General features: G+C 62.8%; 13 protein-coding genes. 2 read left to right on the top strand and 11 right to left on the bottom strand.

Annotated elements, in window-relative coordinates:
• Nucleotides 1-6 precede the first annotated feature (6 nt).
• The 10 genes from ACXJKE_RS21430 to tal form a co-directional block, all read right to left on the bottom strand.
• Nucleotides 7-678, bottom strand: coding sequence for a transaldolase family protein (locus ACXJKE_RS21430; protein WP_457282610.1), 672 nt, complete (start codon nt 676-678; stop codon nt 7-9).
• 16 nt (nt 679-694) lie between these two features.
• Nucleotides 695-1,483, bottom strand: a complete 789-nt coding sequence (locus tag ACXJKE_RS21425) for an L-iditol 2-dehydrogenase (protein ID WP_457282609.1) — start codon at nt 1,481-1,483, stop codon at nt 695-697.
• Complete coding sequence (dalD, locus tag ACXJKE_RS21420; RefSeq protein ID WP_457282623.1) at nt 1,480-2,883, bottom strand: D-arabinitol 4-dehydrogenase; 1,404 nt, start codon at nt 2,881-2,883, stop codon at nt 1,480-1,482. The genes ACXJKE_RS21425 and dalD overlap by 4 nt, the downstream gene beginning before the upstream one ends.
• An 86-nt stretch (nt 2,884-2,969) precedes the next feature.
• Nucleotides 2,970-4,007 (bottom strand): ABC transporter ATP-binding protein, encoded by a 1,038-nt coding sequence (locus tag ACXJKE_RS21415; RefSeq protein ID WP_457282608.1) that lies wholly within the window; start codon nt 4,005-4,007, stop codon nt 2,970-2,972.
• A 13-nt stretch (nt 4,008-4,020) separates the two neighbouring features.
• On the bottom strand, nt 4,021-4,845 hold the full coding sequence (locus ACXJKE_RS21410; RefSeq protein ID WP_457282607.1) for a carbohydrate ABC transporter permease: 825 nt from the start codon (nt 4,843-4,845) through the stop codon (nt 4,021-4,023).
• Between the two features lie 10 nt (nt 4,846-4,855).
• Nucleotides 4,856-5,713 (bottom strand): carbohydrate ABC transporter permease, encoded by an 858-nt coding sequence (locus ACXJKE_RS21405; protein WP_457282606.1) that lies wholly within the window; start codon nt 5,711-5,713, stop codon nt 4,856-4,858.
• Between the two features lie 82 nt (nt 5,714-5,795).
• Nucleotides 5,796-7,103: an ABC transporter substrate-binding protein gene (locus ACXJKE_RS21400; protein ID WP_457282605.1), complete on the bottom strand. Its 1,308-nt coding sequence runs from the start codon at nt 7,101-7,103 to the stop codon at nt 5,796-5,798.
• Nucleotides 7,104-7,380: 277 nt separating this feature from the next.
• The gene (locus tag ACXJKE_RS21395; RefSeq protein WP_457282604.1) at nt 7,381-8,241 is read right to left on the bottom strand and encodes a DUF3047 domain-containing protein; all 861 of its coding nucleotides are present in this window, start codon (nt 8,239-8,241) and stop codon (nt 7,381-7,383) included.
• 90 nt (nt 8,242-8,331) lie between these two features.
• Entirely contained in the window at nt 8,332-9,993 is a 1,662-nt protein-coding gene (gene pgi / locus ACXJKE_RS21390; RefSeq protein WP_457282603.1) for a glucose-6-phosphate isomerase, read from the bottom strand.
• A gap of 20 nt (nt 9,994-10,013) precedes the next feature.
• Nucleotides 10,014-10,961: a transaldolase gene (gene tal / locus ACXJKE_RS21385; protein WP_457282602.1), complete on the bottom strand. Its 948-nt coding sequence runs from the start codon at nt 10,959-10,961 to the stop codon at nt 10,014-10,016.
• A gap of 141 nt (nt 10,962-11,102) precedes the next feature.
• On the opposite strand from tal, the gene zwf reads away from it, so the two are divergent.
• Nucleotides 11,103-12,575 carry a glucose-6-phosphate dehydrogenase gene (gene zwf / locus ACXJKE_RS21380; protein WP_457282601.1) on the top strand — a complete coding sequence of 491 codons (1,473 nt, stop codon included), beginning with the start codon at nt 11,103-11,105 and terminating at the stop codon, nt 12,573-12,575.
• 128 nt (nt 12,576-12,703) lie between these two features.
• Nucleotides 12,704-13,549 carry a MurR/RpiR family transcriptional regulator gene (locus ACXJKE_RS21375; RefSeq protein ID WP_457282600.1) on the top strand — a complete coding sequence of 282 codons (846 nt, stop codon included), beginning with the start codon at nt 12,704-12,706 and terminating at the stop codon, nt 13,547-13,549.
• A gap of 135 nt (nt 13,550-13,684) precedes the next feature.
• Here the strand turns inward: ACXJKE_RS21375 and ACXJKE_RS21370 are convergent, their stop codons facing one another.
• Complete coding sequence (locus ACXJKE_RS21370) at nt 13,685-15,022, bottom strand: M20 aminoacylase family protein (protein ID WP_457282599.1); 1,338 nt, start codon at nt 15,020-15,022, stop codon at nt 13,685-13,687.
• Between the last annotated feature and the right edge of the window lie 5 nt (nt 15,023-15,027).

The raw sequence follows: 15,027 nt of genomic DNA, 5'->3' as shown, positions 1-15,027 counted from the left end.
CCTCTGTCAGGGCAAGGCGCGGGCGTCGGCCAGGAATCCGCGCTCGGCATCCAGCGTGGCGGGATGATCGAGCAATTCTGCAAAGAGACGCGGCGCAATCGTGATGGCGCCCACACCTAATCGAAGCAAGGAAAGATAGGCCTCGCGGGAGCGTATGCTGGCCACCAGAAGTCGGGTGCCGGACGAAGGCCGCTGCGCTACCAGCGCCTGCATCTGCGCGACCAGCGCCAGCCCGTCGACACCAGCATCCTCCAGCCGTCCCAGGTAGGGTGCCGCATAAGCCGCACCCAGTAGGGCGGCAAAGTGCGCCTGCTCGGGTGCGTAGACAGCCGTCCACGTGACCGGCACACCTTGCGCGACAAGCCGGGCGCCGGCATCGAAGCCCTGGCGCGTGGCGGGAATCTTCACGACCAGCTGGCCCTGGTCGAAGTGCCGCAACAGGTCCCGCGCATCTTCGAGCATGCCATCGACTTCGCTCGAATACACCTGCGCCTGCACCTGCCGCGCACCCAGTTCGATACAGCGCGCCAGGAGGCCGGGCACCGCGGCGCGCCAGACGCCCGCTCGCTGCAGCAGCGTGGGGTTGGTGGTTACGCCGTGCACCACCGGATGCGGCAGGCAGGCCTTCAGTTCGGCCAGATCGGCGCTGTCGAGGTACAGGTGGAAATCGTCGTTCATGCTCGCAAACGGAAAATCAGCTCATCACGTTGCCGCCATCGACATTCAGGGTCTGCGCCGTGATGTAACGCGCTTCGTCGCTTGCCAGAAATACCGCCGCTCCCGCGATGTCTGCCGGTACACCCATGCGGCCGAGCGGCACTTCGAGGCCCACGCGCCGCTTCTTTTCTCCCGGTGGCAACCCTTCTGCCCTGGCAAACAGGCTGTCGACATGGTCCCACATCGGCGTATCGACCACACCGGGTGCGATGCCGTTGATGCGAATGCCATGCGGCGCCATGGCCAATGCGGCACTCTGGGTGTAGCTGATGACCGCGGCCTTGGTGGCGCAGTAGTGCGACACCAGCGCTTCGCCGCGCCGCCCGGCCTGCGAGGCCATGTTGATGACCGACGCACCCTGCGTGCCAGCTTCGACCATGTGGCGAAGCACGGCCTGCATGACAAAGAACATGCCTTTCACATTGACGGCAAAGAGCTTGTCGAAAGATGCCTCGTCGCTGTCAAGCAAAGGCGCGAGGTCGAACACGGCCGCGTTGTTGAACAGGGTATGAATGGGGCCAAAAGCGGCCTGTGCCTGCGCCAGCAGGCGCGCAATCGCCTGCGCGTCCGTCACGTCCGCCGCGATGTAGGCCAGGCAGCCGGGATGACGTTTCTGCAGTGCCTGCACGGCTTCAGGCGTCGCCACTGCCCGGTCGACCACGCTGCAGTGCGCGCCCTCGGCGATGCAGGCTTCAGCCACCGCCAGACCGATGCCGCCACCGGCACCCGTCAGAAGCACATGATGGTTCTTCAGACGTTCGTTCATGTTTTTTTTACCCCTGAATTGACAAAACCGGCTACCCGCCCGATCGCTCCGCGCACGGCATCCGTCAGCCGCGTATCGCCTGCGGCACTCCCCCATAGCCCCGCGTCGGAGCACAGCGCGCGCACAGGATCGACAGCGTCGCAGATCGCGCGGGCCACGGCCTCGTCCATACCCTGGTCCTGATAGGCATAGGGCAGCGCTCCCCGGTGCCAGCGCCGCAGGAAAACAAGGAACAGCGCAGGCAGCATTGCGACGCTGTCGATGGGCTGTCCCGCGGCGAGCCGCTCCCGTACCGTGGGCGCGATAAACCCTGGAATCTTCGAGAAACCGTCCGCCGCCACGCGTTGGTTGGTGTCGCGGATCGCAGGGTTGCCAAAGCGCTCGAGCACCACATCGCGGTACGCCGCGAGGTCGATCGGCCCGGGAGTGTCGGGAGAACTCAGGCAGGGAATCACGTCGTCCGTCACATAGTCGTAGGCCATCTTCCGGATTGCCGCGTGGTGTGTTCCTTCGTGGATGAAATCCAGCCCGACCAATGTGCCGGCCCAGGCAATGCAGCTGTGCGTGGCGTTGAGGATGCGGATCTTGGCCTCCTCGTAAGGCTGCACCGATTCGACCAGTTCCACGCCCACACGGCCCCAGTCGGGTCGCCCGGCCGCGAAATTGTCTTCGATCACCCACTGGATGAAACTCTCGCCAGTGATCGCGGCCGCATCATCCCTCCCCGTGGCGGCCTTGACGCGAGCGCGCAGCTCGGGTGGCGGACGCGGCGTGATGCGGTCGACCATCGTGTTGGGACAGCGGGTGTTCCCCGCGACCCACGAAAGCAGCCCGGTATCGCCTGTGAGTTCAATGAATTCGCGCAACCCGGCATAGAAGCGGTCGCCGTTGTGGCGCAGGTTGTCGCAGTTGAGCAGGGTCACCGGGCCGGCCAGCGCCGCCTTGCGCGCGCGCAGGATCGCGCAGACGGCGCCGTAGATGGTCACGCCCTCCCCGCCCGCCTCGCCGCGGCGTGCACGCTCAAGGTCTGCTTCGAGATCATTGAAAGACAAGTCCAGCTTGCCTTTCGTGTCGAGGTAGTAGCCTGCCTCGGTCACGGTGAATGAAACGATGCGGGTGGACGGCGCCGCGCCGCGAGAGATCACCGCAGCCAGCGAGGCTTCCCAGGGAAGCACTTCGCGGATGGCCTCAACCTGTTCATAGCGGTACTCGCCGGCCGGCGATACGGTTTCCAGCGTGTAACGCCCGCCCTGTGCCTGCAAGGCCGCGACGACCTCGGCCATGTCGGGCCGGATGTTGGCGCCCACGATGGACCAACGGGTGTCGCCCGCATCGATAAGCCGCTGAAGATAAACGGCCTGGTGGGCTCGATGAAATGAACCCAGTCCAAGGTGAAGCACCGTGAATTCCGAAGGCGCCGGTGGCGTTTGCACAAGAAGCGCTGTTGCGAGAGTCAAGGGAATGTCCGAAAGGAAGAAGGAAGAAATCAGGCCGGAACCGCACGGCCTTCACGGTTGAACAGATGAAGCACCGAGGAGTCGAGCTCGACCGCCACATCGTCACCCGCATGAAGCGGTGTCCGCTCGTTCTGGCGCGCTATCAACGGTACGCCGCCGACGTCGACGTGAATCAGGGTATCGGCACCGAGTGCCTCGATCAGCTCCACGCGGCCTTGCACACCCAAAGCAGCGGCCTGCTTCGGATGCACGCGCAAGCCTTCCGGCCGGACGCCCAGGAAACCATCGCTCGGCAGGCGCCCGCCGGTGGCCGCCGAGAAGCTCGGAATGGCGCTCGCCGCCACCATGTTCATCGACGGCATACCGATGAACTGCGCGACAAACCGGTTCGCCGGGTGGTCGTAGAGTTCCAGCGGCGTGCCGACCTGCTCGATCAGTCCGTCCCTGAGCACCACTACGCGGTCGGCCAGCGTCATCGCCTCGACCTGGTCGTGCGTGACGTAAATGGTCGTCGCGCCGAGCGCGCGGTGCAGCTTGTGGATTTCGACGCGCGTGTTGCCGCGCAACGCGGCATCCAGGTTGGACAAGGGCTCGTCGAACAGGAACACCTTGGGTGCACGCACGATGGCGCGGCCAATCGCCACCCGCTGCCGCTGTCCGCCCGACAGGTCTTTCGGTGTGCGGCCCAGGTACTGGGTGAGGTTGAGCGTTTTGGCCGCGTACTCGACCTTGGCCTGGATCTCGTCCTTCGGCACGCCCGCAAGCTTGAGCGCAAAGGACATGTTGTCGTACACACTCATGTGCGGGTAGAGCGCGTAGCTCTGGAACACCATCGCCAGGTCACGCTTGCCCGAAGGCGTCCAGGTGATGTCTTTGCCGTCCAGCAGCAAGTTGCCTTTGGTGATGGGCTCAAGCCCCGCGATGAGGCGCAGCAGTGTCGATTTTCCGCAACCCGAAGGGCCGACAAAGACGATGAACTCGCCCTTGTTGATTTCAAGATCAACACCGCGGATGATTTGGGTTTCCCCGAAGCTTTTCTCGATGTTCTTGAGTTCCAGATAAGCCATAAGTCAATTCCTTTCACTTCACCGCACCGAATGTGAGGCCTTGCACCAGCTGTTTCTGGCTGAACCAGCCGAACACGACGATGGGTGCGATCGCCATCAGCGAGGCGGCTGACAATTTGGCCCAGAACAGACCTTCAGGGCTGGAGTACGATGCGATCAATGTCGCCAGCGTGCCGGCCTTGGCCGAACTGAGGTTGAGCGCCCAGAAGGCCTCGTTCCAGCTCAGCACCAGGCACAGCAGGCCGGTCGAAGCGAGACCGCCCACCGACAGCGGCAGCACCACATGGCGGAATTCGGTCCAGAGGCTCGCACCGTCCATGCGTGCGGCTTCCAGGATTTCGTTGGGAATGTCCTTGTAGGCGCTGTAGAGCATCCACACCATGATCGGCAGGTTCGCCAGCGTGAACACGATGGTCAGCGCGGTGAGCGAATCCAGCAGGCCCGCGGTCTGCGCGAGAACATAGATCGGCACCAGCGCACCCACCGCCGGCATCATCTTGGTGGAAAGCATCCACATCAGGATGTCGCGTGTCCTCTTCGTACGGAAGAAGGCCATCGAGTACGCGGCGGGTGCCGCGATCAACAGGCCGATGAGGGTTGAGCCCAGGCTGGTGATGAGCGAGTTGCGCGCATACAGCAAATAGTCACTGCGGCGCTGCACTTCGCTGAAGTTGTCGAGCGTGGGCTCGAAAATAAAGAGCGGCGGCACATGAATCGCCTGCAGCTCGGTCTTGAAGGCCGTGAGAAACAGCCAGCCGAGCGGGAAAAACAGCAGCAGCGCCACGGCCCAGGCACCCACAGTGCGCAGCAGTAGCGGAAGAAAATTACTGGGTTGCATAATCGTTCCTTCAGTCGAGGTTCTTGCCGACGATGCGGATGAGGAACACCGCAACGATGTTGGCCACCACCACCGCAAACAAAGCACCTGCCGATGCCACGCCCACGTCAAAGTTCATCAGCGACTGCTTGAAGATCATGTAGGTTAGATTGGTGCTCTCGTTGCCCGGGCCGCCATTGGTGGTGATGGCGATCTCGGCGAACACGCTGAGCAGAAAGATCATTTCGATCATGATCACCACCGCCATCGGCCGGCCGAGATGCGGAATGATGAGATAGAAGAAGCGCTGAAACGAACTTGCACCGTCCATGCGCGCCGCTTCCATCTGCTCGCGGTCGAGCGACTGCAGCGAGGTAATGAAGATCAGGCAGGCAAAGGGCAGCCACTGCCAGGCCACCATGATGATCACCGACAACAGCGGCACATCGGTGAGCCAGTCGACCGGTTGCGCGCCGAAAAAACGCCAGAGGTCGGCAAGCACGCCGTAAATCGGGTTCATCATCATGTGCTTCCACAGCAGCGCGTTCACTGCGGGCATGACGAAGAACGGCGAGATAAGCAGCACGCGCACAATGCCTCGCCCCGGAAAGGGCTCGTTCACCAGCAGCGCGAGCAGCACACCGAACACCACCGTGATGACGATCACGCTGCCGATGAGCAGCAGCGTGTTCCAGGTCGCAGGCCAGAAGTCCGGATCGGTGATGAAGTACTGGAAATTCTCGATGCCGATGAACGGATGCTCGCCGGGTTGCATGAGGTTGTAGCTCACGAACGAGAAGTACAGGGTCATCACGAGCGGCACGATCATCCAGAGGAAGAGCGTGAGCACTGCGGGCGCCATGAGCGCGCGTGGCAGGAGGCGGTTCATGTTGTGGGTCCCGGGGCATCAGGGCAGAACTGCCGCGGATCCGGCTTTACCGGTCCGCGGGCAGGGCATGCAGCCTGAGGGTTTACTTGTAATACCCGGCCTTCTTCATCTCGCGCTCGGCCGCCGTCTGTGATGTCTTCAGGGCCTGGTCCACCGTGACCTTGCCCGACAGCGCCGCACTCATCTGCTGGCCCACCGCCACGCCGATGGCCTGGAACTCGGGAATCGCCGCGTACTGCACGCCGACGTAGGGCGACTTGGGCAGCGTGCTGTCGCTCAGATTGGCGCTGTCGATGGCTTTCTTCTCGGCGGCAGCGAACTTCGCAACCTTCTGGAACTCGGGGTTTGCGTAGGTCGACTTGCGCGTGCCGGTGGGTACCGTCCCCCAGCCATGTTCTTTGGCGACCAGATTGATGTACTCCCTGGAGGTAGCCCACTTCACGAAGGTCTGGGCAGCGGCGCCCTTGGTCGAGCTGGCCGGAATGGCCAGGTTCCAGGTCCACAGCCAGTTGGCGCCTTTGGGCGTGACGGCAACAGGGGCCTGGGCAAAGGCCACCTTGTCGGCCACCTTCGACTGCTTCGGATCGCTGATGAACGAGGCGGCGATGGTTGCATCCACCCACATGCCGCACTTGCCTTCGTTGAAGAGTGCGAGGTTTTCGTTGAAGCTGTTGGCCGAGGCGCCGGGCGGGCCGTAGGCTTTCATCAGGTCCACGTAGAAGCCGATCGCGTCCTTCCAGGGCTTGGTGTCGATCTGCGGCTTCCACTGCATGTCGAACCACTGGCCGCCGTTGGTGTTGACCAGCGTGGTCAGAAAGGCCATGTTGTCGCCCCAGCCCGGCTTGCCGCGCAGGCACATGCCGTACACCCCGGCTTTCGGATCGTGGATCTTGCCGGCCAGTTCCTTCACCTGTGTCCAGGTGGGCTGCTCAGGCATCTTGAAGCCGACCTTGTCGGCGAGGTCCTTGCGGTACATGAGCATCGAGCTCTCGCCATAGAACGGCGCGGCATAGAGCTTGCCTTCATGCGACAGGCCGGCGCGGATGGCGGGCAACAGGTCGTCGACGTCATAGGCGGCATCGGTGGCAATGGGCTGCAACCAGCCCTTCTTCGACCAGATCGGCGCTTCGTACAGGCCGATGGTCATCACGTCGAACTGCCCGCCCTTGGTGGCGATGTCGGTGGTGACGCGCTGGCGCAGCGTGCCTTCTTCGAGCGTGACCCATTTGAGCTTGATGTCAGGATGGGCCTTCTCGAAAACCGGCGTGAGCTTCTGCATTTCGATCATGTGGCCGTTATTCACCGTCGCCACCACGAGTTCGGTCACGGCATGGGCCATGCCGGCGCCTGAGAGTGCAAGCACCAGGCCTGCCTGGATAAAACGCTTCATAGGGTGTCTCCTTCGTTATGTCAGTCGAAACGGCCGCTTTGCCGTTCACTGCATTTTGAAGAAAGGTCCTTGCGGGTTTGATACCAGATCAGGGAATTTCAATACTTTGTTGCATTGAAGGAGTGGTAATTTCCCTAAATTCCGCATCATTAGATGCAACAAATTGTCAAGACCGACGTGACGCGCTCCTCCAATCCAAGTCGTCAGCCTGGGTCGTTTGCACCAACGGACAGAGAAATCAGATCGGGCGGCATCAACACGCCGACCGGTCGCGGCGCTATTTGCGCGCGACAGCCGATGCCGGCACCAGCTTGAGTGGCCCGTAGAAGGCCTGCAGCTGACCCTCGTTCTTTTCGCCTTCGGTGAAGACGGCGAAGCTCAGCAAGGCACCCGGATCTTCGCCAAAGGCCTTGCGGTAGTCGGCGCGGATGTCACGCTCGTAGCTGCGCCATTCGTTGTAGCCGTGGTCGCCCGAATCGACAATGATCTTGCGGATACGGTCGGTGCGGTCGTTGACGACGACTTCGCCCGGCCGGTTGACGCGCGACCACGAATAAACCAGCGTCGCGAACGGCATTTCTTCGCCGGTCAGCAGCCGGCTCAACTCGGACAGCAGGGAATTTTTCATCGACAGCCGCGAGCGGTCACCTTCGAACGCGAGCACCACCCGCACCGGCACATCCTCGAGTTGCGGCAGCGCGAGGTTGGCACCCGCACCGGCGTACGGCACGTTCCAGGAAAAGCGCACGAGCCCTAGCTGGTCGGGCTCGATGCGGTGGCGATGGCGCAGGATGCTGCCGGACGCCTCGACCTTTGCGAGCACCGCGTCGCGACCTTCATGACGCACATAGCTGTAGCTGGCCGGCTGCTTGCCGGGCACGCGGAAGATTTCCCACTTGAGGTCGTCCGGTTTGAGCTCGCCAGCCTTGGGCGGGGCCGACATCTCGGCCCAGGCGGTACCCGTGACCCCCTCCGCCGGGCCCAGCGTGCCGCCGCGGCTGACCGGCTCATCGACATCAGTGTCCTCGTCAGGAGCTGAGCGTGTCGCGCAGCCGGAGACCAGAGCCAGCGTGAGAAACGCTGCGGCGAACATCGAAAAACGGGGGGAAAGGCGGCGAAGCGGAAGGGAAAAAGACATGATGCGAAGCCATCGAAAAATCGGCGATGTGGCAAGTTGACCACGGAAGCGCGCGCTCCCGCAATGGAAAAACGCACACTTTTGCGGTATTCAGCCGGCAATTTTGCGCAGCAGGCCGGCGGTCGAGCCATCAAGGCCGGATATGTCCCCGCTGCGCAGGCGTGGCTCGATGTCTTTGGCCAGCACCTTGCCGAGCTCGACGCCCCACTGGTCAAAACTGTTGATGCCCCAGATCGCACCGCTGACAAACACACGGTGCTCCTGCAGGGCAATCAGCGCGCCCAGGCTGGCTGGTGTAAGCCGCTCAAGCAACAGGAAAGTACTGGGACGGTTGCCAGGGAAATGCCTGTGGCCGCCCGGAAACATGGGGCCCCCACGCTCACCCACTGCGTGTGGCTCGCTGCCCCCCGAGGGGGCTGCGTCGCCTTGGGGCGGCCCGGCGGCGTCGCTCTTGCCCTGCATGAGGGCCTGCGCCTGGGCCAGGACGTTGGCCAGCAATTTGGCGTGATGCCCCGGCAAGTCATGCGGCGCGTGCGCGGCTGTCTTGACCGCCACAAACTCGACCGGCACCACCGACGTCCCCTGGTGCAGCATCTGGAAGTAAGCGTGCTGGCCGTTGGTGCCCGGTTCGCCCCACAGCACCGGCGACGTTTCAAACGGCAAGGCCTTGCCATCCGCATCCACACGCTTGCCGTTGCTCTCCATCTCGAGCTGCTGCAGGTAGGCCGGCAGGCGGCGCAGGGCGCTGCTGTAGGGCGCGATGCTGCGGCTGGTAAAGCCGTGAAAGTTGCGGTACCAGACATCGAGCAGGCCCAGGCGCACCGGCAGGTTGCGCTCCAGCGGTGCGGTGCGAAAGTGCTCGTCCATGGCGTGCGCGCCGGCCAGCAGCTCGCGAAAGCCGGCTGCGCCAATGGCGATGGCCACCGGCAAGCCGATGGCCGACCACAGCGAATAACGCCCGCCCACCCAGTCCCAGAAACCAAAGGTGGTGCTGATGCCGAATTCGTTGGCTGCCGCGACATTGGTCGTCAGTGCGGCGAAATGCCGGCTGATGTCGCGTCCGCCCTGTGCCTCAAACCAGCGCCGGGCCGAATGCGCATTGGTCATGGTCTCGGTGGTGGTGAAGGTTTTGGACGCGATCAGGAACAGCGTGCTTTGCGGCTTGAGCCCCTTGAGCACGGTAGCCAGCTCGTCCCCATCCACATTGGAGACAAAGTGAACGCGCTTGCCCGTGGCGGCGAATTCGCCGAGCGCCAGCACCGCCATTTGGGGCCCCAGGTCGGAGCCGCCTATGCCGATATTGACAACATCGGTGATGGCGGCATCCGCGCGCACCTGTTCGGCATAAGCGAGCATGGCGTCCAGCGTGGTGTGAACCTGGGTCAACTCGGTTGCTATATTTTTAATAGCTGCCGGCGCAACACCATCCTGGGCTACAGTCGGATTTCGCAGTAAAAAATGCATCACGGCGCGCTTTTCGGTGCCGTTGATCAGTTCCCCGGCGAACATGGCGTTGCGGTGCTGCTCCAGCCCGCACGCGCGCGCAAGGTCAAACAACAAAGCCTGGCTGCCGGTGTCGATCAGGTTTTTGGAAAGGTCCGCAAAAACGTGTGGTGCATCCTGGCTGAAGCTGGTGAAGCGATCCGGATCGGCAGCAAATGCAGCCTTCAGGTCGAAATCTTTGCCGGAAGCGGCATACAGCGCCCGCAGCGCAGGCCATGCGGAAGTCTGGTCGCAACGCAGTCGGTTCATGACGTGTCCTGTGCGGGAGGTTATGCGGCCAGCATCAGCTGCTCAAGTTTCACGGCATCGGCCGCGAAAGCGCGAATGCCTTCGGCCAGCTTCTCGGTGGCCATGGCGTCTTCGTTGAGCGCGTAACGGAATCCGGCTTCGTCAAAGTTCACTGGGGGCAAATCCAGCGCCGCTGCGGCTTTGGCATCGAGTGCGCGCGGCAGCGCGGTATCGCTGGCGGCAAGCTGGGCCAGCAGTTCCGGGCTGATGGTCAGGAGGTCGCAGCCGGCGAGTGCAGTGATCTGGCCCACGTTGCGAAAGCTCGCGCCCATCACCTCGGTGGCAATGCCGAAGTGCTTGTAATGGTTGTAGATCTCGCGCACCGACTTCACGCCGGGATCATTGGCGCCGGCCATGGCGGCTTCGTCCCAGGCGGCGCCGGCAGATTTTTTGTACCAGTCGTAGATACGGCCGACAAACGGCGAGATCAACTGAACCTTGGCCTGGCCGCAGGCGATGGCCTGGCAGAACGAAAACAGCAGCGTGAGGTTGGTGTGGATGCCGCGCTGTTCCAGCTTTTCGGCCGCCTGTATGCCTTCCCAGGTGGCAGCGACCTTGATCAGCACGCGGTCAATGTGAATGCCTTCAGCCTGGTAGAGCTCGATGATGCGCTCGCCGCGCGTATACGTTGCGTTGGCGTCAAAGCTCAGGCGGGCATCAACCTCCGTCGAGACTCGGCCCGGAATGATGGAAAGGATTTCGCAGCCAAAACGCACCAGCAGACGGTCCATGACTTCGTCAAGCGCCCGGCCCTTGAAGCGGCTCACGGTGTCCTTCAACAGCGGCTGGTAATCAGCCTTCTGCACCGCCTTGAGGATCAGCGACGGATTGGTGGTGGCGTCCTGCGGCTTGAACTGCCCCAGTTGCTTGAAGTCACCGGTGTCAGCGACTACGGTGGTGAACTGTTTCAGGGCGTCAAGTTGGGTCATGGCTGGGTGGCTGGTCAAAACGCGGAGTGGTCCGGATGAAACACCGCGCGGTGCCTGGGTGCAGGCATTTCACGGGTTCGATGTCGAGTTACCATTATGCCCATAGAATATGAAACTTTATTACCAAGACAATTTTTTACCATGAGTTTTGACCTCATCCTGTTTGGCGGCACCGGCGACCTGGTGTGGCGCAAGATCATGCCGGCCCTGTTCCAGGCCTTCCGCCACGGCTCGTTGCCGGAGGGCGGGCGCATTGTGGGCGTGGCGCGCGACGATTTGTCGGACGACCAGTACCGCGCGCTGATCAAGTCCCGGTTTGACAATGTCGAGCTGGCCAAGCGGCCGAGCGAAGAGGAGTTCTCGCGCTTCGCGGCGATGTTGGGCTACCTGCGCATGGACTTGTCCAACCCGGCCGACTATGCCGCACTGGCTGCGAAACTGCAGCAGCGGCCCGCCGACGTGGTGGTGATGTACGTGGCCACCGCGCCCAGCCTCTTCACCACGGTCTGCGAGCAGATCGCCGCCGCGGGCCTGAACGGCCCTCAGACGCGCGTGGTGCTCGAAAAGCCGCTGGGCCACGACCTGGCCTCCAACCGCGCCATCAACAAGACGGTACGCAGTGTTTTGAGCGAGCAGCAGATCTTTCGCATCGACCACTACCTGGGCAAGCCCTCGGTGCAAAACCTGTTTGCGCTGCGCTTTGGCAATTCGCTGTTTGAACCGCTGTGGCGCCGCGAAACCATTGCCAACATCCAGATCACCATCGCCGAAGACCTGGGCGTGGAAAAGCGTGGTGCGTTTTACGACAGCACCGGCGCGCTGCGCGACATGGTGCAAAACCATGCGCTGCAGCTGCTGTGTGCCATCGGCATGGAGCCACCCATCAACTCGCACGCCGATGCCATCCGCGACGAGAAACTCAAGGTATTGCGATCGCTGAAAGCCTGGACGCCTGAAACGCTGAGCCAGCATGTGGTGCGCGGCCAGTACGCGGCCGGCAACATCGACGGCGAGGCCGTGCCCGGCTACCGCGACGAAAAAGGCGTACCCCCTGACAGCAGAACCGAAACCTTTGTGGCCCTGCGCACCGAGATCGCCAACTGGCGCTGGGCCGGTGTGCCGTTTTACATCCGCACCGGCAAGCGTCTGGCCGGCCGGGACGCGCACATCGAGGTGAACTTTCGCCCCGCGCCGCACGCGATTTTCAAGTCGGCGCTGGCCGGCTCCAATGTGGCCAACCGGCTGGTGATCAACCTGCAACCCAAGGACGGCCTGGAGCTGCACCTGCTTGCGCAGGGTGCCGACCAGCGCACGGGGGGCCGCGGCACGCCTTCACTGGCGCCGGTGCAGCTGGACCTGGATTTCGACAAACGCTTCGGCTCCGAGCGCGTGGGCGCTTATGAACGGTTGCTGCTGGATGTGATCGACGGGCGCTTGAATCTTTTCGTGCGCAGCGACGAGCAGGAAGAAGCCTGGCGCTGGGTCGAACCCATCATGGACAGCTGGAGCAACCAGGCGAGTGCGCCACGGCCTTATGCCGCCGGCACCTGGGGGCCTAGCGCTGCGAGCGCGATGATTGCCAGAGACGGCTATTGCTGGTCAGAGGAATGTTAGCCCCCACGGTCACTCACTTCGTGTGTTCCCTGCCCCCCGAGGGGGCCGCCCGCCTGCGGCCCGGCAAAGCCGGTTCCGCGGCTCATGCTGGTTGGAGCAAACGCCACGCGCCACTGGAGACATAGCCAATGCTCGACCGAATCAAGGCGTCCCTTCCCTCTCTTGCACCCGCCGAACAGCGCGTGGGCCGGTTGGTGCTGGCCGACCCGCGGGCATTTGCCAATTTGCCGATCACGGAGCTGGCGAGCCGCTCGCATGTGAGCAAGCCGACAGTGGTGCGGTTTTGCCGCAGCATGGGCTATGACGGGCTGTCGGACTTCAAGCTCAAGCTGGCGGGCAGCGTGAGTGAGGGCGTACCTTTCATCCACCGCAGCGTGGACGCGGACGACAAGACCGGCGACGTGATGGTCAAGGTGATCGACAACACGGTAGCGGCGTTTTTGAAATACCGCAACGATGCGAGTTCCGTAGCCGTTGAGCGGGCCGCCGACGCGTTGCTGGCCACGTACAACACCGGCAAGCGGATTGAGTTCTTCGGCGTGGGCAACTCGGGCATCGTGGCGCAGGATGCGCAGCACAAGTTTTTCCGCCTGGGCATCACCAGCATCGCCTACAGCGACGGCCACATGCAGGTGATGAGCGCCTCGCTGCTGGGGCCGGGCGATTGCGTGGTGGTGATTTCCAACTCTGGCCGCACGCGCGATTTGATGGACGCCTGCGACATCGCCCGCAAGAACGGCGCGACCACGATCGTCATCACCGTCACCGGTTCGCCGTTGGCCGCAGCCGGCAACATCCACCTGGCAGCCGATCACCCCGAGGGCTACGACCGCTACAGCCCCATGGTGTCGCGCCTGATGCATCTGATGATCATCGACATCCTGGCAACCTGTGTGGCACTGCGCATCGGCAGCAAGCTGCAACCGTTGCTTAAGGAAATGAAAAACAACCTGCGTAACAAGCGTTATGCCTGAGACGGGCACAGACAGGTGAGGCGCAGACGTGGCCTGCGTCGTTCCGCCTGTGATAGCGGCCCCTTGGAGTATCAAGAAGAATTTGCCCGCAGCCCATAAGGGGTGTGCGCAAGCAGCTATTAAATTAATAGCAAATCAGCGCAGCGGCAGCGAGCGTTCGACAATTCCTGCAAACAGCGCCGAGCCCAGCGGCAGCACGCTGTCATTGAAGTCATAGCAGCTGTTGTGCAAAAAGCGGCTGCCCACGCCGCCCACGGTTCCGCCTTTGCCATCGGGCAACTGCTCGCCCTGGCCCAGGCGCAAGTAGGCACCCGGCTTGACCCTGAGCATGAAGGAAAAGTCTTCGGAGCCCATGCTGGGCTCAAGGTTGCGCACAACGTTCTCTGCACCCACGAGCTGTTCGGCGACGCTGGTGGCCAGCTCGTATTCGACCGGTGAGTTGATGGTGGCCGGGTAGATCCGTTCGTACTTGACGGTGGCCGTGGCGCCAAAGCCCTGTGCCACGGCGGCACACAACTCCTTGAGGCGCCGCTCGACCAGGTCCTGCACTTCCGGTTTGAAGGTGCGTACCGTGCCGACCAGTGTGGCATTGCCAGGCACCACACTCATCGCGCCCAGGTCGCCTGCCTGGACGGCGCAAATGCTGATCACGGCGTTGTCCATGGCCTTGACGTTGCGCGAGACGATGCCTTGCACCGCTGTGATGATGTGAGCGGCCACCAGCACCGGATCGACCGTGAGATAGGCGTGTGCCCCGTGGCCACCCTTGCCGGTAATCTCGATGGTGATGCGGTCGGCCGCGGCCATCATGGGGCCGGGATTGATCCCGATGGTGCCAGGCTGCATCGCGGGCCAGTTGTGCATGGCGTAAATGGCCTGCACGGGAAAACGCTCGAACAAGCCGTCCTTGATCATCGCATCGGCCCCGCCACGGCCTTCTTCCGCGGGCTGGAAAACCAGCACCGCATCGCCGGCAAAATTGCGGGTCTCTGCGAGGTAACGGGCGGCGCCTACCAGCATGGTGGTATGCCCGTCATGCCCGCAACCGTGCATCAACCCGGCCTTGGCGGACTTCCAGCCAAACTCGTTGTGCTCTGTCATGGGAAGCGCGTCCATGTCAGCGCGCAATCCGATCATGGGCTTAAAACCAGGTTGACCGGAAGCCTTGACTGGCTGCTGACCTCTGATGACAGCCACAACACCTGTTTTACCGACACCGGTGTGCACCTCGTCTACGCCACATAACTTGAGCGCATGCACTACCCGGCTGGAGGTGTAAACCTCTTCAAACCCGAGTTCCGGGTGGGCATGCAGGTCGCGCCGGAAGGCGGTCAGTTCGGGGTGGTACTGCGCTATTTGCGCAAAGGCCCGGCCGGAGGCGCGAAGCGGCGAGGGGCGGTCGGGGTTTGCAATATCTCCCGCTGCGGCGGGCTGAATGGATGAAGCACTTGGAAGGTTTGCCGGAGCGCGCATGTCAG

It is taken from the genome of Polaromonas sp. P5_D5, assembly GCF_054049435.1.
The sequence above is the reverse complement of the archived record's forward strand: the minus strand, read 5'-3'. Positions and strand labels throughout refer to the sequence as shown.